The sequence below is a fragment of the Arthrobacter sp. P1_D12 genome, assembly GCF_056406175.1.
In genome coordinates, this window is record NZ_JBFUAR010000005.1 from 166,036 (window position 1) to 187,197 (window position 21,162).

22 protein-coding genes are annotated in these 21,162 nt (G+C 67.8%); 7 read left to right on the forward strand and 15 right to left on the reverse strand.

Annotated features, from left to right (window positions below):
• Nucleotides 1-65: 65 nt before the first annotated feature.
• The 10 genes from asd to AC1DZV_RS05265 all read right to left on the reverse strand — a co-directional run bounded on the left by asd (nucleotide 66) and on the right by AC1DZV_RS05265 (nucleotide 10,387).
• The gene (gene asd / locus AC1DZV_RS05220) at nucleotides 66-1,208 is read right to left on the reverse strand and encodes an aspartate-semialdehyde dehydrogenase (protein WP_476944033.1); all 1,143 of its coding nucleotides are present in this window, start codon (nucleotides 1,206-1,208) and stop codon (nucleotides 66-68) included.
• 45 nt (nucleotides 1,209-1,253) lie between these two features.
• The gene (locus AC1DZV_RS05225; RefSeq protein ID WP_028276519.1) at nucleotides 1,254-1,481 is read right to left on the reverse strand and encodes an NF038396 family protein; all 228 of its coding nucleotides are present in this window, start codon (nucleotides 1,479-1,481) and stop codon (nucleotides 1,254-1,256) included.
• The gene (locus tag AC1DZV_RS05230; RefSeq protein ID WP_476950123.1) at nucleotides 1,481-2,074 is read right to left on the reverse strand and encodes a dihydrofolate reductase; all 594 of its coding nucleotides are present in this window, start codon (nucleotides 2,072-2,074) and stop codon (nucleotides 1,481-1,483) included. Before AC1DZV_RS05230 ends, AC1DZV_RS05225 begins: the two co-directional genes overlap by 1 nt.
• Entirely contained in the window at nucleotides 2,071-2,874 is an 804-nt protein-coding gene (locus AC1DZV_RS05235; protein WP_476953169.1) for a thymidylate synthase, read from the reverse strand. The genes AC1DZV_RS05230 and AC1DZV_RS05235 overlap by 4 nt, the downstream gene beginning before the upstream one ends.
• Nucleotides 2,875-2,907: 33 nt before the next feature.
• A complete protein-coding gene (locus AC1DZV_RS05240) occupies nucleotides 2,908-3,309 on the reverse strand; it encodes a GntR family transcriptional regulator (protein ID WP_476953170.1) in 402 nt (133 codons plus the stop codon).
• Nucleotides 3,306-4,964: a hypothetical protein gene (locus tag AC1DZV_RS05245; RefSeq protein ID WP_476953171.1), complete on the reverse strand. Its 1,659-nt coding sequence runs from the start codon at nucleotides 4,962-4,964 to the stop codon at nucleotides 3,306-3,308. Before AC1DZV_RS05245 ends, AC1DZV_RS05240 begins: the two co-directional genes overlap by 4 nt.
• 66 nt (nucleotides 4,965-5,030) lie before the next feature.
• Nucleotides 5,031-6,008, reverse strand: coding sequence for an NUDIX hydrolase (locus AC1DZV_RS05250; RefSeq protein ID WP_243181103.1), 978 nt, complete (start codon nucleotides 6,006-6,008; stop codon nucleotides 5,031-5,033).
• Between the two features lie 11 nt (nucleotides 6,009-6,019).
• A complete protein-coding gene (locus AC1DZV_RS05255; protein ID WP_028276525.1) occupies nucleotides 6,020-8,284 on the reverse strand; it encodes an RNA degradosome polyphosphate kinase in 2,265 nt (754 codons plus the stop codon).
• An 89-nt stretch (nucleotides 8,285-8,373) separates the two neighbouring features.
• Nucleotides 8,374-9,396 carry a mycothiol synthase gene (gene mshD / locus AC1DZV_RS05260; protein WP_476953172.1) on the reverse strand — a complete coding sequence of 341 codons (1,023 nt, stop codon included), beginning with the start codon at nucleotides 9,394-9,396 and terminating at the stop codon, nucleotides 8,374-8,376.
• A 292-nt stretch (nucleotides 9,397-9,688) separates the two neighbouring features.
• Nucleotides 9,689-10,387 carry a winged helix-turn-helix transcriptional regulator gene (locus AC1DZV_RS05265; protein WP_028276526.1) on the reverse strand — a complete coding sequence of 233 codons (699 nt, stop codon included), beginning with the start codon at nucleotides 10,385-10,387 and terminating at the stop codon, nucleotides 9,689-9,691.
• 243 nt (nucleotides 10,388-10,630) lie between these two features.
• Between AC1DZV_RS05265 and AC1DZV_RS05270 the strand changes: the two genes are divergently transcribed.
• From AC1DZV_RS05270 to AC1DZV_RS05300, 7 genes are all read left to right on the forward strand, one after another.
• Nucleotides 10,631-11,365 carry a permease gene (locus AC1DZV_RS05270; RefSeq protein ID WP_476950119.1) on the forward strand — a complete coding sequence of 245 codons (735 nt, stop codon included), beginning with the start codon at nucleotides 10,631-10,633 and terminating at the stop codon, nucleotides 11,363-11,365.
• 167 nt (nucleotides 11,366-11,532) lie between these two features.
• A complete protein-coding gene (locus AC1DZV_RS05275; protein ID WP_476953173.1) occupies nucleotides 11,533-12,147 on the forward strand; it encodes a nitrobindin family protein in 615 nt (204 codons plus the stop codon).
• A 53-nt stretch (nucleotides 12,148-12,200) separates the two neighbouring features.
• On the forward strand, nucleotides 12,201-12,953 hold the full coding sequence (locus tag AC1DZV_RS05280; RefSeq protein WP_476950117.1) for a flavodoxin family protein: 753 nt from the start codon (nucleotides 12,201-12,203) through the stop codon (nucleotides 12,951-12,953).
• A 101-nt stretch (nucleotides 12,954-13,054) separates the two neighbouring features.
• Nucleotides 13,055-14,137: a CAF17-like 4Fe-4S cluster assembly/insertion protein YgfZ gene (gene ygfZ, locus AC1DZV_RS05285; RefSeq protein ID WP_476953174.1), complete on the forward strand. Its 1,083-nt coding sequence runs from the start codon at nucleotides 13,055-13,057 to the stop codon at nucleotides 14,135-14,137.
• Nucleotides 14,134-14,547, forward strand: a complete 414-nt coding sequence (locus tag AC1DZV_RS05290) for an ankyrin repeat domain-containing protein (protein WP_476950115.1) — start codon at nucleotides 14,134-14,136, stop codon at nucleotides 14,545-14,547. Before ygfZ ends, AC1DZV_RS05290 begins: the two co-directional genes overlap by 4 nt.
• A gap of 140 nt (nucleotides 14,548-14,687) precedes the next feature.
• Nucleotides 14,688-15,251, forward strand: a complete 564-nt coding sequence (locus AC1DZV_RS05295) for a PadR family transcriptional regulator (protein WP_476950114.1) — start codon at nucleotides 14,688-14,690, stop codon at nucleotides 15,249-15,251.
• Nucleotides 15,252-15,334: 83 nt separating this feature from the next.
• The gene (locus AC1DZV_RS05300) at nucleotides 15,335-16,897 is read left to right on the forward strand and encodes an MFS transporter (protein ID WP_476950113.1); all 1,563 of its coding nucleotides are present in this window, start codon (nucleotides 15,335-15,337) and stop codon (nucleotides 16,895-16,897) included.
• Nucleotides 16,898-16,913: 16 nt separating this feature from the next.
• On the opposite strand, the gene AC1DZV_RS05305 is transcribed toward AC1DZV_RS05300, so the two are convergent.
• The 5 genes from AC1DZV_RS05305 to AC1DZV_RS05325 all read right to left on the reverse strand — a co-directional run bounded on the left by AC1DZV_RS05305 (nucleotide 16,914) and on the right by AC1DZV_RS05325 (nucleotide 21,144).
• On the reverse strand, nucleotides 16,914-17,624 hold the full coding sequence (locus AC1DZV_RS05305) for a GNAT family N-acetyltransferase (protein ID WP_028276531.1): 711 nt from the start codon (nucleotides 17,622-17,624) through the stop codon (nucleotides 16,914-16,916).
• A gap of 122 nt (nucleotides 17,625-17,746) precedes the next feature.
• Entirely contained in the window at nucleotides 17,747-18,772 is a 1,026-nt protein-coding gene (locus AC1DZV_RS05310; protein WP_476944005.1) for a 6-phosphofructokinase, read from the reverse strand.
• 229 nt (nucleotides 18,773-19,001) lie between these two features.
• The gene (locus tag AC1DZV_RS05315) at nucleotides 19,002-19,256 is read right to left on the reverse strand and encodes a PspC domain-containing protein (RefSeq protein WP_476953175.1); all 255 of its coding nucleotides are present in this window, start codon (nucleotides 19,254-19,256) and stop codon (nucleotides 19,002-19,004) included.
• 3 nt (nucleotides 19,257-19,259) lie between these two features.
• A complete protein-coding gene (locus tag AC1DZV_RS05320; protein ID WP_028276533.1) occupies nucleotides 19,260-19,523 on the reverse strand; it encodes a hypothetical protein in 264 nt (87 codons plus the stop codon).
• Nucleotide 19,524: 1 nt separating this feature from the next.
• On the reverse strand, nucleotides 19,525-21,144 hold the full coding sequence (locus tag AC1DZV_RS05325) for a PspC domain-containing protein (RefSeq protein ID WP_476953176.1): 1,620 nt from the start codon (nucleotides 21,142-21,144) through the stop codon (nucleotides 19,525-19,527).
• Nucleotides 21,145-21,162: the final 18 nt, after the last annotated feature.

The window sequence follows — 21,162 nt, forward strand, 5'->3', positions numbered from 1 at the left end:
GTGCCTGAACGTCCGCCTGAAGGGGTGTCTGAACGTCCGCCTGTATGCGTGTCCCGGACGGTCTCCTAGAGGTTTCCGGTGGCGATGCGGAGCATGCGCCGCAGCGGCTCCGCGGCGCCCCACAGCAGCTGGTCGCCCACCGTGAACGCGCTGATGTACTGCGGACCCATCTCGAGCTTGCGGATCCGGCCCACCGGAATGTCCAGGGTGCCGGAGGCCGCCACGGGCGTGAGCTCGGCCATCGAGGCTTCCTTGGTGTTTGGCACCACGCGGGCCCACTGGTTGTCCGCGTCCACGAGCTTCTCGATCTCGGCGACCGGGAGGTCCTCGCGCAGCTTCAGTGTCAGGGCCTGGGAGTGGGAACGCATCGCACCGATCCGGATGCACAGGCCGTCCATGACGACGCGGTTCGCGGCGGAGGTGCCAAGGATCTTGTTCGTCTCCACTCCGGCCTTCCATTCCTCCTTGGACTGGCCGTTGCCGAGGTCCGCGTCGATCCAGGGGATCAGCGAACCGGCCAGCGGAACGCCGAACTGTGTGGCGTCGATGCCGGCGCGCTGGTGTGCCAGGACCTTGCGGTCGATTTCGAGGATCGCCGACGCCGGGTCGTCCAGTTCGGAGCTGACCTCGGCGTTGAGGCTGCCGAACTGGTTCAGCAGTTCACGCATGTGGCGTGCCCCGCCGCCGGAGGCCGCCTGGTACGTCATGGACGTGCCCCATTCGACCAGGTCGTTCTTGAAGAGCCCGCCCAGGCCCATCAGCATGCAGGACACGGTGCAGTTGCCGCCGACGAAGTCCTTCACCCCGCCGGAGAGGCCGGCGTCGATGACGTCCCGGTTGATGGGGTCCAGCACGATGATGGAATCCTCATTCATGCGCAGCGTGGAGGCGGCATCGATCCAGAGGCCGTCCCAGCCGCGGCTGCGGAGCTCGCCGTGGACCTGCTTGGTGTAGTCCCCGCCCTGGGCGGTGACAATAATGGGCAGCTTCGCCAGCGTCTCGAGGTCGAACGCGTCCTCAAGCTTGCCGGCGGCGCCCGCAGCGGCACCGGCCAGGGCCGGGGCGGCACCGCCCGCGTTCGAGGTGGAGAAGAAGACCGGGTTGATGTTGGCGAAGTCGCCCTCATCCTGCATGCGCTGCATGAGGACGGAACCGACCATGCCACGCCAACCAACCAGGCCGACGGACGGGGTAGCTGCTGTAGTCATGGGCCCAGTTTAGACTTCACGGCCCGCCCGGCGCAGTCGGTTACGTCACGCGTTATAGTCGCCGCGGGGCTCTTCCAACAGTGCCGCCTTGCGCCGGCGCAGCGCGAAAACCGCCCCGAACGTGAAGACCTGGGTCACCACCACCAGCACGATCGCCCCGAGGATCTTGTTGCCGCCCAGGATCATTGTCAGCCCCACGACCGCGGAGAGCAGTGCGAGCAGGGGCAGGAGCATGTACCCCAGGACAAAGAGTGTTTCTGGCTTCCTCAGCATTACTTGGCCTCCGTCCGGCGCCACAGCGTGATCCGGTAGCGGGTGCCGTTGGCGGAGGTCAGCCAGCCGTTGGCCGGGAGGCTGGCCGAGACGGTCCAGTCGTAGCCGAGTTCCGGAGCGAAGGTGTCCCCTTCGGCGCTGGTGTCGATGGTGGTGACGACGGCGACGTCGGCAAGGTCCAGGGACTGGGCAAAGATTTCGCCGCCGCCGATGATCCACACGGTCTCATGGCCGGCCACGAACTGGGATTCAAGCAAGGCGTCATCGAGCGACGCCACCGCCACGGCGCCTTCCGCGCCCTGGGTGTCCCGCCAGGCGGCCTGGCGGGTGATGACGATGTTCGTCCGGCCGGGCAGGGGACGGTACTTGTCCGGGAATGATTCCCAGGTCTTGCGTCCCATGATGACCGGGTGGCCGGTGGTGAGGCGGCTGAAGTGCGACATGTCTTCGGGCAGGTGCCACGGCATGTCGCCGGCCTTGCCGATCACCCCGGTGCTGGTCTGGGCCCAGACGAGCCCGAGGCCAGTGGTGGACGCTCGGAGTTGCTCCGTGAAATCGCCGGGCTGCACGCCCGCGGTGTTGTCGTTGCTCATACGGCTATCGGGGCCTTAATCGTCGGGTGGTGCTGGTAGCCGACCACCTCGAAGTCCTCGAGGGTGAAGTCGAAGATGGAGTCCGGCTTGCGGGTGATGTTCAGCTGGGGGTAGTCGTAGGGCTCGCGGGCGAGCTGCTTGAGGACTTGGTCCATGTGGTTGTCGTAGATGTGGACATCCCCGCCGGTCCAGACGAATTCGCCCGGTTTCAGGCCGGTCTGCTGCGCGATCATGCGTGTCAGCAAGGCGTAGGACGCGATGTTGAAGGGCACGCCCAGGAAGGTGTCCGCCGACCGCTGGTACAGCTGGCACGAAAGCTTGCCGTCCGCCACGTAGAACTGGAAGAACGCGTGGCATGGGGGCAGGGCCATGTCCTTGAGTTCGGAGACGTTCCAGGCCGAGACGATGTGCCGGCGCGAATCCGGGTTGGACTTCAGGTTCTCGATGAGTTCGGCGATCTGGTCGATGTGGCCGCCGTCGGGCGTGGGCCAGGAACGCCACTGGACCCCGTAAACGGGACCGAGTTCGCCGTCGGCGTCGGCCCATTCGTCCCAGATGGTGACGCCCTGGTCCTGCATCCATTTGACGTTCGTGTCGCCGCGGAGGAACCAGAGCAGCTCCACCGCCACGGACTTGAAATGCACCCGCTTGGTGGTGATCAGCGGGAAGCTCTTGCTCAGGTCGAAGCGGAGCTGGCGGCCAAAAACGCTCAGGGTGCCGGTGCCGGTGCGGTCCGATTTGTGCGTGCCGTGCTCGAGGACGTCGCGCAGGAGGTCTTCATAGGGCGTAGGGATGCTCACCGTTCCAGTCTACTGAGAACTCGCCGGCTCTCCTTATTTGTGTGACCCGCCCTGCCTCGCCCGCAGGATCGCCAGCAGTGCCGCGTCGTCGAGCCCGGCAGTGCGGCCTTCCGCAATGCAGCGGTCGACGGCGGCGATCACCTCCACCGGAACCGTGCCCGGGGGAGGTGCGGGCGGGGTCAGGATCGGCTGGCTGCCGGCGACCACCGTGCCGTTGCGCCGCCGGGTTTCGACCAGTCCGGCCAGTTCGAGTTCCTTGTAGGCCCGCGCGACTGTCCCGGCAGCGAGGCCTAAGTCCGACGCGAGGCTGCGGACGGTCGGCAGCCGGGTTCCCGCTGCCAGCGTCCCGAGGCTGATGAGGGAGGCGATCTGCGTCCGGATCTGCTCGAAGGGGGGAACTGGCGTACGCAGGTTGATGGCGATGCCCGCCGTCACGCGGCGACTTCCTTCCGCGGCAGGGGAGCCGGGGTCTTCCGGGCCAGGCCGCCCACGGGGATGACGGCGATGACCACGGCGCTGGCGGCCAGGACAGCGCCGGCCAGGGTCGCGGGCCACCACGATCCGGCGGCCGGATCGACGGCGTCGCCGAACGCGTCCGACCCGAACACCGCCGCCCAGGCGTTGGTCTCGGTCAGCAGCAGGATACCGGCCTGGGCCGTGAGGGTGGCGGCGAGGGTCCGCACGATGCGGTGGACAGTGATGGCGCGCAGCGCGGCGTCCAGACCGCGCGGGGCGTCGCGGACGCCCTGGCGGGACCGGGCCCGGAGGAACCCCGGCAGGGCGGCAACGCAGGTCCCGGCCGTGAGCAGCGCAACCGGAACCCAGCCGGGATCTTCGGCCATCAGGGCCCGCCCCGCGGCGGTGACGGCGAGGGCTGCCAGGAAGACCAGCAGCGCCAGGACAGCCGTGGTCAGCAGGGCGGCGTTGACCGGTTGCCGGGGCCAGGTGCGCGGCGCCTCCGGCGATCCGTAGTTGCGCTGCAGGACCAGCTCGCCTCCGGCGATGACCAGCAGGACGCAGGTGCCCATCAGGGCCACGAGTCCCGCAAGTCCGTAGCCGGCGGCCGCCATGATCACGGGGGCGAGGAAGGCTCCGGCGACCAGCGGCACGGCGGCCGCGAGGCCCAGGAGCGCTCCAAGTGAGGAGACCAGCCTGGCGGCCGGGTGCTGGCGGCCGGCGGCGATCCCTGGTTCCGGCCGGTTCCGGACGCCCAGCCCGGCGGAAGCAAGCCGAGGCGGCCGCCACCACCACATTACGAGCAGGACCACGGTCGCCGCGAGGCCGGCGAAGTTCGTCCACGATCCCGTTTGCTGGGCCGGATCGGGACGGGCCGCGAAGTTCCCCGCGATGACTGCCAACCCGGCAGCCACTGTGGACACTGTGCGCAGCAGCCGGTTCATCGCGATGGTCCGCAGTACGGCGTTGTCCGCCGCGTCAAGGGACTCCAACTGTCGGCGGCGGGCGATCAGCCACAAAACCAGCCACGTGCCGACGGCCAGCACCAGCAGGGCGCCGCCGAGCCAGGCGGCCACCTCCGGTCCGGGGATACGGCCGTCGCCGCCGCTGTTGTAGTAGCTGTACGCGCCGTCGCTGACCGTAGTGGGAGCCACGGCCGCGAACCCGGGCAGCGTGGCAGTCCGGGCGATGGCCGCGGCAGCCGAGACGAAGATCGCAGCCGTGGTCAATGCCAGCCTGCGGGGCAGGAAGTCTTTGATGCGCCGTACGGACAGCACGGCCTGCCGCCGCATTCGCCGCGGACCCGGGTAGCTGACCTGTCCCAGCGCATGCACGCCCAGGCAGCCCAGGACCGGCCATGCCAGCGCCGGGATGATCGAGTCGGCGCCCACCACGGCGGACGCTGACGGATTGGCCGGGATGATGCCCAGGGTCATGGCGCCCTGGAGTGAGCTCGCGAGCCAGCCGATCACACCTACCCACAGCCCGTGCTCCGACACTGTCTGCGGCGACGTTCCGGTCCCGGGAGCCCAGATCACCCACCGCAGAACGGCATACACCAGCAGGGCGGCGATTGCCGGGCCGAGCAACAGCATCGGCGGCACGTTCAACAGGACCGGCACGGAATCCCCCAAGATTCAGCAGTAATGTATCAAGCTATTGATACAAACTAGGCTTGGGGCCCCCCGGGGTCAAGGACCTCAGTCGTCGAACGGCTTGAACCGCTCCACCGCGACCACTTTTTTCTTGCTGCCGCGGGCGACGTGGCAGACCACGATCTCGCCCGGCGCCAGGAACGGGTCCGAGGACGGCAGCAGGTCCCGCAGCCGGGAGTTCATGTGCTTCGCGAGCTGCTTCAGGACCGTGGGCAGCGCCGGACGGTGCGTACACAGCGCCACGGCCCGCTGCTTGTCGAACAATCCCTCGACAACGGCTGCCGTCTTGTGCGGGCTGCGGCTGTGCCGGTGCTCGGTGAGGGCCTCGTTGAGCTTGACCTTGGCGTCGGCCGCCTTGGCGTAGGGTGCGATGGTGGCCACGCACCGCAGCCACGGGCTTGAAACGATCCGCGCGGGCTTCCACGCCTGCAGGAGCCGCCCCACCGACTGCGCCTGCCGCATGCCGGTGGCGGCCAGCGGGCGGTCGCCCTCGGCCTTGGACCAGGACGAGCGGGGCTTGGCCTTCGCGTGGCGCACGATCAGCAGCGGCCAGGTCGCCAGCTCCCCGCGGTCGTGGGCGTTCACCAGGTGCTGCAGCGGCTCGATGTCGCTCGGGTTGCTCAGGAGGCGGGCGGCCTTCTCGGGCGGGCACCACATGACGCTGTCGACTTCCGTGCCGTCCGGGATCAAAGCGGCGCCGTCGACGTCGACCGCCCAGTAGTGGACCACCTTCAGCCCGGCCGCCACGTGGTAGTGGATGGGCGGGAGCGGGATCCCCAGGGGGGCGGTGAGCCCGATCTCCTCCTCCACCTCGCGCACGGCGCATTCCGGGATGGTCTCGCCGGCGTCGATTTTGCCCTTCGGCCACGACCAGTCGTCATACCGCGGACGGTGGATCAGCAGGACCTCGAGCTGGTCCTTGTTAACCGAATTGAGGCGCCACGGGATGGCGCCCGCCGCCGTGACGGAAACCTCTTCGCCGGGTTGGTCAGCCTGGTCCGCAACCAGTGCATCGCTGCTCACACTCACGATCCCTACCGCAGGCTGGTCGAGCGCTGGCGCGAGCGGGAGGCGAGCAGCCAGGACTGGACGTCCTTGAGGTCCTGGCCGTCTTCCGCCAGGTGGTGGCGGGTCCATTCGCCCTGCTTGTCCAAATGCCAACTCGCCGTTTCGGGCACCATGTATCGGTTGAGCAAGTCCAGGACGTAGCTCGTGTCGTCGCCGCTCGTCAGCTGCACGAGGGCTTCAACCCGGCGGTCGAGGTTGCGGTGCATCATGTCGGCCGAGCCGATGTAAACCACCGGGTCGCCGGCATTGGCGAAGGCGAAGACGCGGGAGTGTTCCAGGAAGCGGCCCAGCACGGAGCGGACCGTGATGTTCTCGCTCAGGCCCGGAACGCCGGGCCGCAGGGAGCAGATGCCGCGGACAATGACATCCACCTGCACCCCGGCCTGGGACGCGCGGTACAGGGAATCGATGATGGCCTCGTCCACCATCGAATTGACCTTGATCTGGACGCGGGCGGGGATGCCGGCCCGGGCGTTCCTGATCTCGGTTTCGATCCTGTCGATCAGCCCGGAACGGACCGAGCGGGGCGCCACGAGCAGCCTCTTGAACGTGGACTTCGGCGCGTAGCCGGAGAGCTGGTTGAACAGCTTCGAAAGGTCTTCGCCGACCTGTTCGTTCGCCGTCAGCAGGCCCAGATCCTCGTAGTAGCGGGCCGTGCGGGGGTGGTAGTTGCCGGTGCCGATGTGGCAGTAGCGGCGCAGGCCGTCCACTTCCTGGCGGACCACGAGGGAGAGCTTGCAGTGGGTCTTGAGCCCCACGATGCCGTACACCACATGGACGCCGGCCTGTTCCAGTTTCCGGGCCCAGGAGATGTTCGCCTGCTCGTCAAAGCGCGCCTTGATCTCCACGAGCGCCAGGACCTGCTTGCCGGCCTCGGCGGCGTCGATCAGGGCATCGACAATCGGGGAGTCACCGGACGTGCGGTACAGGGTCTGCTTGATGGCCTGGACTTTGGGATCCGCGGCTGCCTGTTCCAGGAACGCCTGGACCGACGTGGAGAAGGAGTCGTACGGGTGGTGCAGGAGGATGTCCCGTCGCCGCATGGCGGCAAAGACGTTGGCCGCCTTGGACGTTTCCGATTCGTTGAGGTAGCGCGAGGTGTGCGGGACGTGCTTGGGGTAGTGCAGGTCCGCCCGGTCGATCCCGGCAATCACCGAGAGTCCGCGCAGGTCCAGCGGCGCCGGCACGGAGTAGACCTCGGATTCCTCGACGCCGAGCTCGCGGATCAGCAGGGCACGGATGTTCGGGTTGATGTCATTGGTGACCTCAAGGCGGACGGGCGGGCCGAACCGGCGGCGCAGGAGTTCCTTCTCCAAGGCCTGCAGCAGGTTTTCGGCGTCGTCCTCTTCGACCTCGACGTCCTCGTTGCGGGTCACGCGGAAAATGTGGTGTTCCAGGACCTCCATGCCGGCGAACAGCTGGTCCAGGTGCACGGCGATCACTTCTTCGAGCGCGATGAACCGTGCCACCCGTCCGGGGACGGAGCCGGCGCGGGCGCCGTCGATGGAGATCAGGCGCGGGAGCTGGTCAGGGACCTTGACACGGGCGAAGAGCTCCTTGTCGCTGACCGGGTTGCGGACCACCACGGCAAGGTTCAGGGACAGCCCGGAGATGTAGGGGAACGGGTGCGCCGGGTCCACGGCCAGCGGCGTCAGGATCGGGAAAACCTTTTCCGCGAACATGGCGCTGAGCTGGTCCTTGGCCTGCGAGTCGAGTTCCTCCCAGTGCATCAGGTGGATGTGCTCGTAGGCCAGCGCCGGACGGATCTGTTCTGCATAGACCCGGGCGTGGCGCTGCTGCAGCCGGTGGGCCTCCTCGCCGATCTGCTCCAGGACCTGCATGGGGCTTAGCCCGGCAGGAGAGGGGACGGCGAGCCCCGTGGCGATCCGCCGCTTCAGCCCGGCCACCCGGACCATGAAGAACTCGTCCAGGTTGGAGGCGAAGATGGACAGGAAGCTGACCCGCTCCAGCAGGTACAGGTTGGGGTCCTCGGCCAATTCCAGGACCCGCGCGTTGAACGCAAGCCAGCTCAGTTCCCGGTCCAGGAACCGGTCGGGGCGGATGTCGCCTTCCGGTTCCGGGTTCGGCGCGAACTCCGGAATATCGATCCGGTCCTGCGTGGCGCGCGAGGCCGGCACTTCGGAGGAGCCAAAGCGGGCACGTACCGGACGCGCCCCCTTTTCCGGCGTTGCTGGTTCAGACGTGGATGTCCGGGCGGTATCCCGTGGCATGGTGTCTCCTCAATGCTGGCGCGATGTAGCTTCAACCTTACAAGCAATCATGGCCGGATGACCCCAGGTTTCGGCCCGGGCCGGGACGGTTATCCGCCGACTTGACTAACGCCGTCCGGTGCGGGAGCGGCGGCCGGTGTTGGCTCCTGCGGCAGCGGCGCGTACATTACATCGACATCCCAGCGGGTGAATCCGAGCCGGCGGTAGAGGGCGACGGCGGGGGTGTTGTCGGCATCGACGTAGAGCATGACGGCGCGGAGCCCCAGGCCCTGGAGATGCCTGATGCCGGCGACCGTGAGGGCCTTGCCGAGCCCGGACCCCTGGGCATCGGGGGTCACGCCCACCACGTAGACCTCGCCCATTGCGGGGTGGTCGCCGTGCCGGGGGTGCACCTTGGTCCAATGGAATCCCAGGAGCCGGTCCGCCGGGTCGACGGCCAGCAGGAAGCCCGCGGGATCAAACCACGGTTCGGCCATCCGGGCGTCCAGATCGGCCCGCGTCATGTTGCCTTGCTCCGGGTGGTGGGCGAAAGCGGCCTTGTTTGCGGCCAGCCAGGCGTCCTCATCCCGGCCGGGCACGAAGGTGCGGACCTGTACGCCGTCCGGGAGTTGGGCCTCCGGCAGGGCCGCTGCCGCCGTCATCAGCCGCATCTTCCACAGCTCACGCACGGCGCCGTAGCCGTAGCGGGCTGCGAGGTCGGCCGCGGCCTCGTGGTTTCCGTGGGACCAGGCTTTCAGGCCGGCGAAGCCGCGGACGGTCTTCAGTTCGCCCAACAGGCGGTCGCCCACGCCCTGGTTGCGGTAGCTGGGATGGACGGCGACCTCGAGGATGCCGCTGCCGTCGGGTTCCTCGATGACGACGGCGACGCCGGCCAGGTCCTGCGCCGTCGCGGGATCCAACTTGTCGTCCGGGGCATAGAGGGCCAGGGCAAGCACCGAGTGCTCGCCCGCATCGCCGGCGCGCAGCGTGACAAGCGTCTGTTCGGACAGCGGCGGATTGCCGTCGGACTCTTCCGCCGCGGCGACAAGGGCGGCGACGTCCCGCAGCAGCGCGGCGTCCACGGTTCCTTTTTCAGTGTGTACGGGCCAGTTTTCCGGGTGCGCAGGGCTCATGGTGCAAGGCTATCGGGTGCATGGGGGTCAGGGGCCGATTTTGTCGAACTGCGGACGGCCGCGTATAGTCGTTATCTCGTCCGGCGTTAAGCCAGATGCGAGGGGGATCCACCACTGGGGTGGCCTCGATACGTTCGACCCGTATGTCCTCCACTGAGAAGTACTGCTAGATACTGAGAAGTTTGTGCCGATGGTTTGGTGCACCAAGAAGGCCCCGGACTCTGGATCTGCGTTCAGTGCTTGTGTACGGTGCCTGCGTACCGGCGCCGCCGCGTTGTGGCGGCCGTGGCGCTCAGGCTTCGGTCAGTTCGTCCTCGGGCTGGCGGACCAGGGTCAGGCGGTAGCCGACGTTGCGGACGGTGCTGATCAGGTTCTCGTGGTCGGCGCCCAGTTTGGCCCGCAGCCGCCGGACGTGGACATCCACGGTGCGCGTGCCGCCGTAGTAGTCGTAGCCCCAGACTTCGGTCAGCAGCTGCTGGCGGGTGAACACCCGGCCGGGGTGCTGGGCCAGGTATTTCAACAGTTCAAATTCCTTGAAGGTCAGGTTGAGCGCGGCGCCGTTGACCCGTGCGGTGTAGCTCGCCTCGTCGATCACGACGCCGGCGGCCCGGATTTCGGTCGGCACGTCCTCCTTCTCCGGAACGGCGCGCGCGACGCCGAGCCGGATCCTCGCCTCGACTTCTGCCGGGCCCGCGGATTCCAGGAGGATGTCGTCCACGGCCCACGCCGAGGAGACCGCGGCCATGCCGCCCTCGGTGAGGATCAGCATCAACGGGGCGCTGAGGCCGGTGGCCTTGAGCAGCTGGGTGAGGGAACGTGCGCCGACCAGGTCCTTGCGGGCATCGAGCAGGACGATGTCGCAGGGGTCGGTCTCGAGCAGGGCAGTGGGCTCGGCCGGAAGGATATGCACCCGGTGGTTCAGCAGTTCCAGAGCAGGCAGGACGTCCACGGATGTTCCCGTGCTGTTCGTCAATAGCAGGATGTGCGACATTGTTCCTCCAAGGGGTGTCCGCGCATCGTTGGGCGTCTTGTTGCTGATGTTGAGTATACCTAAAGGCCCCATACCGGCCATGGTCCCGTCACCTCCGGCGCCTCCTTTTGCGACACATACCGTTCACATAGGGCAGGATTGAACCGTCAGGGCCCGCGGCCCGTCGAAATTGAGCCGAGTCGAATTGGGGTCCGCAGTGAGCGAAGGTCTGGCCATGCTGGGTCTGCCGATGGCGAGCAGACAGTGAAGCCGTGGAGCGTCGGGATCATCGGCCTGGCCGGTCTCGCGGCGATTGTCGCCGGAGCCTATGCCTCGCCTGAGGTCCTCCTCGCCGTCGCGGCGCTCGCCGCCGCCGGCATCGGTATCGGCTGGCCCTACTTTCTCGGCATCCCCGCCAAGAAGACGCTCGCGGTCTTGATTGGCCTGCCCGGCGTGGGGTCGGCAGTGGCTGCGACCTATCTCCCGGCTCCGGGCTTCCTGGACTGGACGCCGTCGTTCTTGGCCGTCGGGGTCATTGCGATCTTCGTCATGCAGCTGATCCGGGGCACCGGTCAGGCCCAGCGCCTCGAATCCACCCTGGGCTCGTGCGCGGGTGTCCTGCTCTCCTGCCTCGGCGCCGGCTGGATTGCGAGTTCGCGCTTCAACGGGGTCCGAGAAATGATCCTCGTGGCGGCCATCAGCTCGGCGATCGCGCTGCTGGCGGGGCTGATCCGCTGGCCGGACCGGATCGTGGCGCCGCTGGGCATCGTGAGCGCCGGCCTTGCCGGGCCGCTCGCCGGCCTGGTCTTCTCCGACATCGCCGTGCTGCCGGCGGCCCTCGTCGGCGTCGTCGTGGGGGCGGTGCTGGTGAGTTTCCGCCGCCTCGTCATCCTCAACGGTGAGGGCCTGAATGTTTTGGCGGCCGTGGGCATGGGGCTCGGGCCGGTTTCTGCTGTCGGTTCACTGGCCTACTTCATAGACAAACTACTCATCTACTAGGCGTTAGGATGGCATCATGTCCGTACTTGCATATGAGATCTTTTTCCTTGTCCTGCTTGGCGTGGCCAGCCTGTCCATGGCGTGGTTTGCCGGCTTTGTCGTGTACCGCCTCTTCAAAGGCCAGAAGTAACACGTTCCAGACCCCGTAGCCTCCAGAGGTAGATGCTGTGCCGATTGAAATCCCTACTGATCTGACCCCCGAAATCGTTCCGCTGTCCTGGCTCATTGGTGAGTGGGAGGGCAGCGGCCGGCTGGGGGCTGGAGACGAGGACTCCGAGCACTTCCTGCAACACGTCTCGTTTACGCACAACGGCCTGCCGTACCTGCAGTACCGCGCCGAGAGCTGGCTGACCGACGACGAGGGCACCAAACTGCGTCCCCTCACCGTCGAGACCGGCTTCTGGGCGCTGGAGCGTAAGCAGCGTGAGGAGGACGGCGGCCCCGGCCTGATCCCGGCGGACATCGTCCCGGTGCTCAAGAGCGCCGACGAGGTGGAGGCCCTGCGCAACAGCGACGGCGGCTTCGACATCTCGGTCTCCATCGCCCACCCCGGCGGGATTTCGGAGCTGTACTACGGCCAGATCAAGGGCCCCCAGATCCAGCTCAGCACCGACATGGTGATGCGCGGCAGCCACTCCAAGGAGTACACGGCGGCCACCCGGATCTTCGGGCTGGTGGAAGGAAACCTGCTGTGGCGCTGGGACGTGRCCACTGGCAGGAATTCGACGGCGGGCGGCGGCCTGGAGGCCCACGCATCGGCCATCCTCGCCAAAGTAGGCTAATTACGCGGTCTCACTGATTTTTCCGTTGTCACCATCGACCGAGGAGAAATACCGTGAATGACACAGGCACCAGCTCAGCACCCGGCAGCACAGCACCCGGCAGCGCCAGCTACGCCGACCTCAAGGCCGTGTTCTTCAACGGTACGCTCAAGAAGTCCCCGGACGTGTCCAACACCCAGGGCCTGATCGAGGTCAGCCGCCGGATCATGGAGAAGCAAGGCGTCACCACCCGCGTGATCCGCACGGTGGACCACGACATCGCCAGCGGGGTCTATCCGGACATGCGCGAACACGGCTGGGCCACCGATGAGTGGCCGGAACTCTACCCGGCCGTCCAGGAAGCGGACATCGTCGTCGTCGCGGGGCCCATCTGGCTGGGGGACAACTCCTCGCAGACCAAGAAGCTCATCGAGCGCCTCTACGCCCACTCCGGGCAGCTGAACGCGAAGGGCCAGTGGGCCTACTATCCGAAGGTGGGCGGCTGCCTCATCACCGGCAATGAGGACGGCATCAAGCATTGCGCCATGAACGTCCTGTACAGCCTCCAGCACATCGGCTTCACCATCCCGCCGCAGGCCGACGCCGGCTGGATCGGTCCCGTCGGGCCGGGACCGAGCTACCTTGACCAGGGGTCCGGGGGGCCGGAGAGCGATTTCACCAACCGCAACACCACCTTCATGACCTGGAACATGCTGCACCTGGCGCGCACGCTCAAGGATGCGGGCGGCATTCCCGCCTACGGAAACCTGCCCGATGCCTGGAAAGCGGGCACCCGTTTCGACTTTGAAAATCCGGAATACCGCTAGGACCGGCCGGCCCCACAGTCCGGCGGAGCCAGATTGTCCCTGCCGGGGCCGGAACCTGCCGGGGCCGGAATACGCACAGAGCTAAGGACGTTCCTTTCAATATGACTATCAAAAGCCCCCTGTTGTCGCGCCCGGCCGCGGTTGAGGCCGGCGGCGCCGATGCCGGCGTCGCCGCCCACTACGGCGAGCCGCTCCGGGAGCAGCGGGCGCTGGCCGCCGGCACCGCCGTCGTCGATCTCTCGCACCGCGGTGTGGTGACGGTCAGCGGGCCGGACCGCCTGAGCTGGCTCAACACGCTGTCCTCCCAGCAGCTCACTTCGCTGGCCCCTGGCCAGTCCACCGAACTGCTGTTGCTGAGCGTGCAGGGCCGGATCGAATTTGACGCCAGGGTGGTGGACGACGGCGCCACGACCTGGCTGATCGTCGAGGCAGCCGAGGCGTCCCCGCTCGCCGAATGGCTCAACAAGATGAAATTCATGCTCCGGGTCGAAATCGCGGACGTCTCCGCCGACTGGGCGGTACTCGGCTCCACACACCGCATCCCGGAATGGGAGGCGCTGCAGGCCTGGGAAGACCCGTGGCCGCACGTCGGCGCCGGCGGCTACTCCTACGCTGTGGTGGGCGAGGACGCCCATCCAGGACTGGAACGGCCGTGGTTTGAGTACCTGGTCCCGGCGGACGAGCTGGTCGCGACCGTGGGCGACCGGGCCCTCGCCGGCACCATGGCCTCCGAAGCGCTGCGGATTGCGGCGTGGCGGCCCCGCTGGGGCGCGGAAACGGACGACAAGACCATCCCGCATGAGCTCGACCTCCTCCGCACTGCCGTGCACCTGGCCAAGGGCTGCTACAAGGGCCAGGAGACGATCGCGCGCGTCCACAACCTGGGCCACCCGCCGCGCCGTCTCGTGTTCCTCCAGCTCGACGGTTCCCAGCACACCCTGCCCGCGGCCGGCAGCGAGGTGCGTGCGGGCGAGCGGAAAGTGGGCAACGTGACCTCCGTGGCGCAGCACTACGAGATGGGCCCCGTCGCCCTGGCCGTGATCAAACGCTCCGTCGCCCCGGACGAGGTCCTGACCGTCGTGGACGGGGACGAGCCGTACTCCGCGGCCCAGGAAGTCATTGTGGCCCCCGACGCCGGCCAGGTTGTGGGACGCCAGACCGGCTTCCTGCGGGGCACCCGATGAGCGGCGAGTCCACAGTGAACGAGCCGGGCGCCGCACCCGACGACGAGACACTCGCACTGGCGCACGCGCTCTTCGACGCCGCCCGCGAGGGAAACTCCACGCTGCTGGGCAGCTACCTGGCTGCCGGCGCCCCGGCCACACTGACCACCTCCTCCGGCGACTCCCTGGTGATGCTGGCGGCCTACCACGGCCACGCCGGCACTGTCCGGCTGATCCTGGACCACGGCGGCGACGCCAACACGCCGAACGACCGAGGCCAGACCCCCCTGGCCGGTGCTGTCTTCAAGGGCTACACGGACGTGGCCCGGGAACTGCTGGACGCCGGGGCCGACCCGGACGCCGGCACCCCCACCGCGCGGGCCGCCGCGCAGATGTTCGCCCGGACGGAGATCCTGGCCCTCCTCGGCTGACCAATCGAGCCTGGGGCCGGGGCGCAGCCGGCCCGGGTTTGGGGAGGATTGCCCTCAAATACTCCACGTGGAATAATCTTTAGTGGAGTAACTGCCGTTTAGGCCGAAGAGAACACTGCTAAACCGAGAAGGACTGCACCATGGCCCGGGCGACCGCATTGACACCCCTGGGTGTCGCCGCACTTTCCCTGCTCGTGGAAGAACCGATGCATCCCTACGAGATGTATCAGCTCCTGATCGCACGGCACGAGGACCGGCTGGTCAAGGTCCGGCCAGGAACGCTTTATCACGCCGTCGGGCGGCTCGAGGATCGGGGGCTGGTCACAGCCACGGGAACGGACCGGGGAGGCAACCGTCCGGAGCGCACCACCTACACGATCTCGGCTGCGGGCCGCGAAGCGTTCACGGCGTGGCTGCAGGACATACTCGCCGCCCCGGTCAACGAATACCCGGCCTTCCCGCTGGCCATCTCCGAGGCCTACAACCTGCCCGCCGGCGTCGTCGTGGAACTCCTCGACCGGCGTCTTCAGGCGTTGGAGGAACATCTCGGCTTCCTGGTCTCAAGCGAGGAACTGCTCGCGAAGAAGGGCGTGGAGCGCAAGTACTGGATCGATGTCCAGTTCCAGCAGAGTACGCTGCGTGCCGAAATCGCCTGGATCCGCAGCCTTCAGGACCAGCTCCGCTCCGGCGAACTGCCGTGGTGAACTCCGCGCAGGACCGCGGCCGGGACCCGGCCGCCCCCACACACAGCCCATCCACCGTTTCACACCAGCCCCTAAGGAACCGCATGGAAAACGTAGCCCGGCCATGGCCGGCACTCTGGTCCTTGGTGATCGGCTTCTTCATGATCCTGATCGACACCACCATCGTCTCGGTGGCCAACCCCAGCATTATGGAGGGCCTCAACACTGACATTAACTCCGTGATCTGGGTCACCAGCGCCTACCTGCTCGCCTATGCCGTGCCGCTGCTGATCACGGGCCGGCTCGGGGACCGTTTCGGCCCGAAGAAGCTCTACCTCTCCGGACTCGTCGTCTTCACCGTGGCATCGCTGTGGTGCGGCCTGTCCGGCAGCGTCGAGATCCTCATCGCGGCCCGTGTGGTCCAGGGCCTCGGCGCGGCCATGATGACGCCGCAGACCATGGCCGTCATTACCCGGATCTTCCCCCCGGACCGCCGCGGAGCGGCCATGGGCATCTGGGGTGCCACGGCCGGCGTCGCCACGCTGGTTGGCCCGATCCTGGGCGGCGTGCTGGTCGACGGCCTCGGCTGGGAATGGATCTTCTTCATCAACGTTCCCGTCGGGATTGTCGGTTTCATCCTCGCCCAGCGTTTCGTCCCGTCGCTGACCACCCACCCGCACAAGTTCGATATTCCCGGCGTGCTGCTCAGTGCCCTCGGCCTGTTCCTCCTGGTCTTCGGCATCCAGGAGGGCGCGACGTACGACTGGGGCACCATCGCCGGCCCCATCACCGTCTGGGGCCTGATCATCAGCGGCATCGCCGTGCTGGTGGTCTTCGTCCTGTGGCAGAAGTTCAACACGGGTGAACCGCTGCTGCCCCTGTCCCTATTCAAGGACCGGAACTTCTCGCTCGCCAACATTGCGATCACCACGGTGGGCTTCACCGTCACCGCGTTCAGCCTGCCGCTGATCTTCTACTACCAGATCGTCCGCGGACTGACCCCGACCCAGTCGGCGCTCATGATGGTGCCGATGGCGCTGATCTCGGGCGGCCTCGCCCCCGTCGTCGGCCGGATCATCGACAAGGTCAACCCGAAATTCATCACCGCGACCGGCCTGGTCCTGATGTCCGTGGCGCTGTTCTGGAATGCCCTGCTCATGCACCCGGACACCCCCATCTGGCTGTTCCTGCTGCCGAGCGCAGTGCTGGGCTTCGCCAATGCAGGCATCTGGGCGCCGTTGAGTTCCACCGTCACACGCAACCTGCCGCCGCGGCAGGCGGGAGCCGGCTCAGGTGTCTACAACACGACCCGCCAGATCGGCGCCGTGCTCGGCAGCGCCGCCATCGCCGTCCTGATCCAGTCGCGGCTGGCGGCCGAGCTCCCCGCCCGGCCCGGAGCAGGCGCAGACGCCAGCCCGATGGGCTTCGGCGGGGCCCTGCCGGCGGAGCTTCATGAGGGGTTCTCGACGGCGATGGGCCAGTCCATCCTGCTTCCGGCGGCGGTCATCCTGCTCGGTGCTGCCGTGGCGCTGTTCTTCGCCAAGCCCAAGCCGGTCCAGGGCTGGGGCGAACCAGATGCTGCCGCAGCCACAGCCGCAGCAGCGGACACGGACCAAGCGGACGCGGACGAAGCCGACGCGGACAGGGCCGCAGCGGAGCGGGGCTAGCCTGGCGGCATCCGGATCAGCCCAGCAGCACGCTGGTCTGGATGCCGCCCGCGGAAAATCCCAGGCTCCGGGCCAGCGCCAGCGACCCCTTGTTGCTGACTTCTGAACGCCACTGCAGCGTCAGCCCGGCGGCGAGGGCCTCGTGGGCGGCTACCGAGGCGGCCAGCTTGCCCAGGCCGTGGCGCCGCCATTCGGGCGAGACCAGCACGCCCATATGGGCCAGGAGCCCTTCCCATTCCGCATACGCCCCGCAGGCCACCGGCGTCCGCCGCCCGTCTTCCAGATGCAGGACGGTGAAGCGGTGTTCCAGGTCGGCGAGGCCCACCTCGTTGACGTCGTCGGGCGGGCAGAACGTCTCCAGTTCGATCGCTTCCGGGTTCCCGTGCGAGACCGTCAACTCCCCGGCAGGCTGCTGCAGGGGGAGGTCGTCGGCGAAGAAGAGTGCCGCGGCGCCGAGCCCGTGGCCGCCGTGCCCGCGGGTGATGGTCAGCAGCGTCACGTGCTGGGCCAGTTCCTCGTCCGAGAGACCCTCGGCGGCGTCCAGCGCCCACTGCGGGCCCACCAGGGCGGAATTGCCGAACAGGCGGACGAACTGCAGGGACCGGGCTGTCTCATCCGCCCGGGTGAGCCTCACGCCGGCGGCAGCCGCGAAGGCGCCGTCGTCGAACCCCAGGCGGCGCGCCCATGCGAGCTGGACAATTTCTGCGGAACCTGGCTCAAGAGTCATGAATCAACCCTACCCACCGCGGCCGGGCGTCCTGCTGCTCGCCCGGCTCTTCCCTGCGGCGCTGCCCGCCCGGCTCTTCCCTGCGGGCCGCGCCGAGCCGGACCCCGCCGGTGTTGTCCCGCTTAGCCGAAGAGGACTGCGGCCTCGTCGTAGCGGCTCTGCGGTACGGACTTGAGGTTGCCGAGTGCGGCGTCGAAACCGACGTGCACAATATCCGTGCCGTGCAACGACACCATGGTGCCCCAGCGCTTTTCCACCACCGAATCGATGGCGGCCATGCCCAGACGTGTGGCCAGGACCCGGTCGAATGCCGTCGGGACGCCACCGCGCTGGATGTGGCCAAGGACCGTCGCACGGGTCTCGATGCCGGTGCGTGCCTCCAGTTCGGGGGCCAGCATTTCGGCGATGCCGCCGAGGCGGGGCCGGCCAAAGGTGTCGAGGCCGCGCTCCGAATGCGGGGATTCCTGGCCTTCGGGCACAAACCCCTCGGCGACGACAAGCAGCGGGGCGCGTCCACGGTCGTGGGCGGAGACGACCCATTCGGCGATCTGTTCCATGGAGGCCTTCTGCTCCGGGATCAGGATGGCGTGGGCGCCCGAAGCCATGCCGGCGTGCAAGGCGATCCAGCCCACATGCCGTCCCATGACTTCGGCAATCATGCAGCGGTGGTGGGACTCTCCGGTGGTGCGCAGCCGGTCGATTGCCTCGGTGGCGATTTCCACGGCCGTATCGAAGCCGAAGGTGTAGTCCGTGGCATCGAGGTCGTTGTCGACCGTCTTGGGCACGCCCACGATTTTGAGGCCGGCGTCGGTGAGCCGCTTTGCGGCGGCCAGGGTGCCCTCGCCGCCGATGGCGATGATGGCGTCGATCCCGAGCCGGTCCATGTTGGCTTTGATGACGTCGGGACCGCCGCCGTTCTCAAACGGGTTGGTGCGGGACGTGCCCAGGATGGTGCCGCCCTGCTTGGCGATGCCGCGGACCATGGTGCGGGGAATTTCCACGATGTCGCCCTCGACAACGCCGCGCCAGCCATCCTTGAATCCTACGAACTGCTGGCCGTGGACCGCGATTCCTTTGAGGACGGCGCCACGGATGACGGCGTTCAGGCCGGGGCAGTCTCCGCCGCTGGTGAGGATTCCAATTTTCATGTCTTGGCTCAAATCCTGGTTTGAAGGGGTACAGGCAGAGCGCCACGCTGAGCTCACCCTAGAGTCTAGTGGCGGGTGTGGGGCAGGACACAAACGGTTACAAAGGTGCCCCCGCCATGATGGCGGGGGCACCCTTTTGGTGGTGCGGGGCAGCTACCGGGGCAGATTGCCGCCGGGCCGGGCCGGCCTGTGATTGGCCGGCCTGTGCTTGGACGGCCGGTGACGGATGTCAGGGCCGGGAGGAACGCTTCGAGAGGAAGCTTTCGAGGACGATTGCGTTGCGCTGGTCCGGGAGGAAGAGCCAGGCCGCGAGGTAGACCACGAACGCCGGGCCAGGGAGCAGGCTCAGGAGCAGGTAGGCGATTCGGACATAGGCCACATCAACGTTCAGTTTGGCGGCAACCCCGCCGCAAACGCCGCCAACCCAGCGCTGCGGACCACGTTTCAGGCCGAGGCCCCGGATGGTGTCGAAGAATTTATCCATGGGTCAAGACTTCCCTGTAGTTGACTTATTGTCACGCCTGCGCGCCGAGACCAGGCCGCCCACGACCAGGGCGCCCCCGGCCCCAATCATCAGGCCGATCAGCACATAGGTGCCGTTGAGGGCCACGAGGCCGAGCCGGGAAATGATGATCAGTGCGGCCAATGCCACCACTGTCAGTCCCCAGACCACTGTGCCCACCCGGGCGGGCGAACCCGCTTCGGGGTCGTGCCCGGCGTCGGCCAGCGGCGAATCGTCATAGCTACTCATGTCAGTTGCCTTCCTTGATGGTCACGTTGCTGACGGTGCCGGAGATCTCCAGGACCAGCCGGGCGCCCGGCTTCGCGGTGTTGTAGTCGCTTTGCTGCGTCGTCATACCGCCGCGGTCCTGGTTGCCGTCGTGGAGGTTGCCCATGGTCATGTCCGCCTGGACGTGCACCGGAACGGTGGCGGGGATGACGACGGTGAGGTTGCTGGCTGTCGCGTCGATCGGAACTACGACGTCGGAGCCCAGGGGCGGATTCAGCGCCAGCTTGGTCAGGTCCACGGTTCCGGCGCCGCCGGTGATCTCGAAGCCGCCTTGGGCCTGCTGAATGCTCGCCGGAGCCCAATCGGCGTTCTGGAAGCGGAACCGGTCCCCGTGCGGGACCACGCTGAAAATGGCGCCGATCAGCAGGGCCACGACTGCGAAGAAGCCCAGGATCCCGGAGGTCCGACCCCTCAGCCCTGCAAACAGGATCCCGAGGCCCAGGATGGCCGCGCCGAAGGCCCAGACGAGCGCGTTGCCGGCATCGCCGAGATCGATCACGTTGGCGGCGTCGAGGGCCTTGATGCCCCCGCCCACCAGGAGGGCGGAGCCGACGGTGATGGCGACCGCCGGAGCGCCCGGGCCAAGGTTGCGCGCGGCCGGTGCGGGCGGTGTGCCGCCGGACCCCGGTCCGTAGCCGTCTGGGGGAACAAGGCCGGGCGGGACGGGGCCGGACGCAATGGGTCCCGACGGCGGGGGCGGACCCCAGTCCGGTACGGTGCCGGTGACTCGAGAGCTGTCAGCCGGGTCGCCATATGTCCGGCCGCCGCCCTGCGGGAAGCTGCCTGCTGATTGCGGCCCGGCGGCGGTGCGGGGGCTAGCCGCAAAAGCCGCGGCGCCGGCCGGGCTGCCGGAGTCGTAACGCGATGGCATGGCAGTGGCCCCGTCCCGGATCTTGTTGCGTTGGGTCAGGTAGTAGACGAGGTAGATGGCGCCGCCCACCCAGAAGACGGTCCAGACGAAGGCACCGAAGCCGAAGCGGTCCCAGCCCCAGACCCCGGTGCCCAGGCTGGGGAAACCAATGACCGAGGTGATGAGCGCGCCGGTCATGCCGGCCGTCCACCGCCCTGCGGCGGCCTCCTGGACGTGAATGCGGCCGTCGTGTTCGGGCAGCAACGCCCAGGCCAGGCCGTAGGCGAGAACGCCGATTCCGGCGAAGACAGTCAGGACGATCAGGACGCCGCGGATAATCAGCGGATCGACGCCGAGCCGGTGGGCTATGCCGCTGGCCACGCCGCCGATCCAGCGGTCGCGTCCGCGGTAAATGCCCTGGCTGCGGATCCAGTCGAAGAAATTCTGGGTTTGCCTGCCGGGCAACGGCCCATTCGGATCGCCGGGCGGGTAAAGCCGCGGCGGCTCCGGCGGCGCGCCGCCCGGCCCGGAGAAGGCCGGAGCGGGCTGGCCCGTGCCTGGAAGATCGGGGTCGGGACGTTCCGTGTGCGGAAGGTCTGCGGCGGGGCGTTCGGGTTCGGGACGTTCCGGTTCTGGACGTTCCGGTTCTGGAAGTTCGGGGCGGGATAGATCCGTGGCCGGCCGGTCTGCGGAGGCCGGGCCCTCATCGGGGTGCGGGGTGTGCGGGTTCATACTTCGATCCTTCCCGTT

Coding starts and splice junctions, on each gene's coding strand:
- asd (WP_476944033.1), bottom strand. CDS start 1,208: ATGACTACAGCAGCTACCCCGTCCGTCGGCCTGGTTGGTTGGCGTGGC.
- AC1DZV_RS05225 (WP_028276519.1), bottom strand. CDS start 1,481: ATGCTGAGGAAGCCAGAAACACTCTTTGTCCTGGGGTACATGCTCCTG.
- AC1DZV_RS05230 (WP_476950123.1), bottom strand. CDS start 2,074: ATGAGCAACGACAACACCGCGGGCGTGCAGCCCGGCGATTTCACGGAG.
- AC1DZV_RS05255 (WP_028276525.1), bottom strand. CDS start 8,284: ATGCCACGGGATACCGCCCGGACATCCACGTCTGAACCAGCAACGCCG.
- mshD (WP_476953172.1), bottom strand. CDS start 9,396: ATGAGCCCTGCGCACCCGGAAAACTGGCCCGTACACACTGAAAAAGGA.
- AC1DZV_RS05265 (WP_028276526.1), bottom strand. CDS start 10,387: ATGTCGCACATCCTGCTATTGACGAACAGCACGGGAACATCCGTGGAC.
- ygfZ (WP_476953174.1), top strand. CDS start 13,055: ATGACTATCAAAAGCCCCCTGTTGTCGCGCCCGGCCGCGGTTGAGGCC.
- AC1DZV_RS05290 (WP_476950115.1), top strand. CDS start 14,134: ATGAGCGGCGAGTCCACAGTGAACGAGCCGGGCGCCGCACCCGACGAC.
- AC1DZV_RS05295 (WP_476950114.1), top strand. CDS start 14,688: ATGGCCCGGGCGACCGCATTGACACCCCTGGGTGTCGCCGCACTTTCC.
- AC1DZV_RS05300 (WP_476950113.1), top strand. CDS start 15,335: ATGGAAAACGTAGCCCGGCCATGGCCGGCACTCTGGTCCTTGGTGATC.
- AC1DZV_RS05305 (WP_028276531.1), bottom strand. CDS start 17,624: ATGACTCTTGAGCCAGGTTCCGCAGAAATTGTCCAGCTCGCATGGGCG.
- AC1DZV_RS05310 (WP_476944005.1), bottom strand. CDS start 18,772: ATGAAAATTGGAATCCTCACCAGCGGCGGAGACTGCCCCGGCCTGAAC.
- AC1DZV_RS05315 (WP_476953175.1), bottom strand. CDS start 19,256: ATGGATAAATTCTTCGACACCATCCGGGGCCTCGGCCTGAAACGTGGT.
- AC1DZV_RS05320 (WP_028276533.1), bottom strand. CDS start 19,523: ATGAGTAGCTATGACGATTCGCCGCTGGCCGACGCCGGGCACGACCCC.
- AC1DZV_RS05325 (WP_476953176.1), bottom strand. CDS start 21,144: ATGAACCCGCACACCCCGCACCCCGATGAGGGCCCGGCCTCCGCAGAC.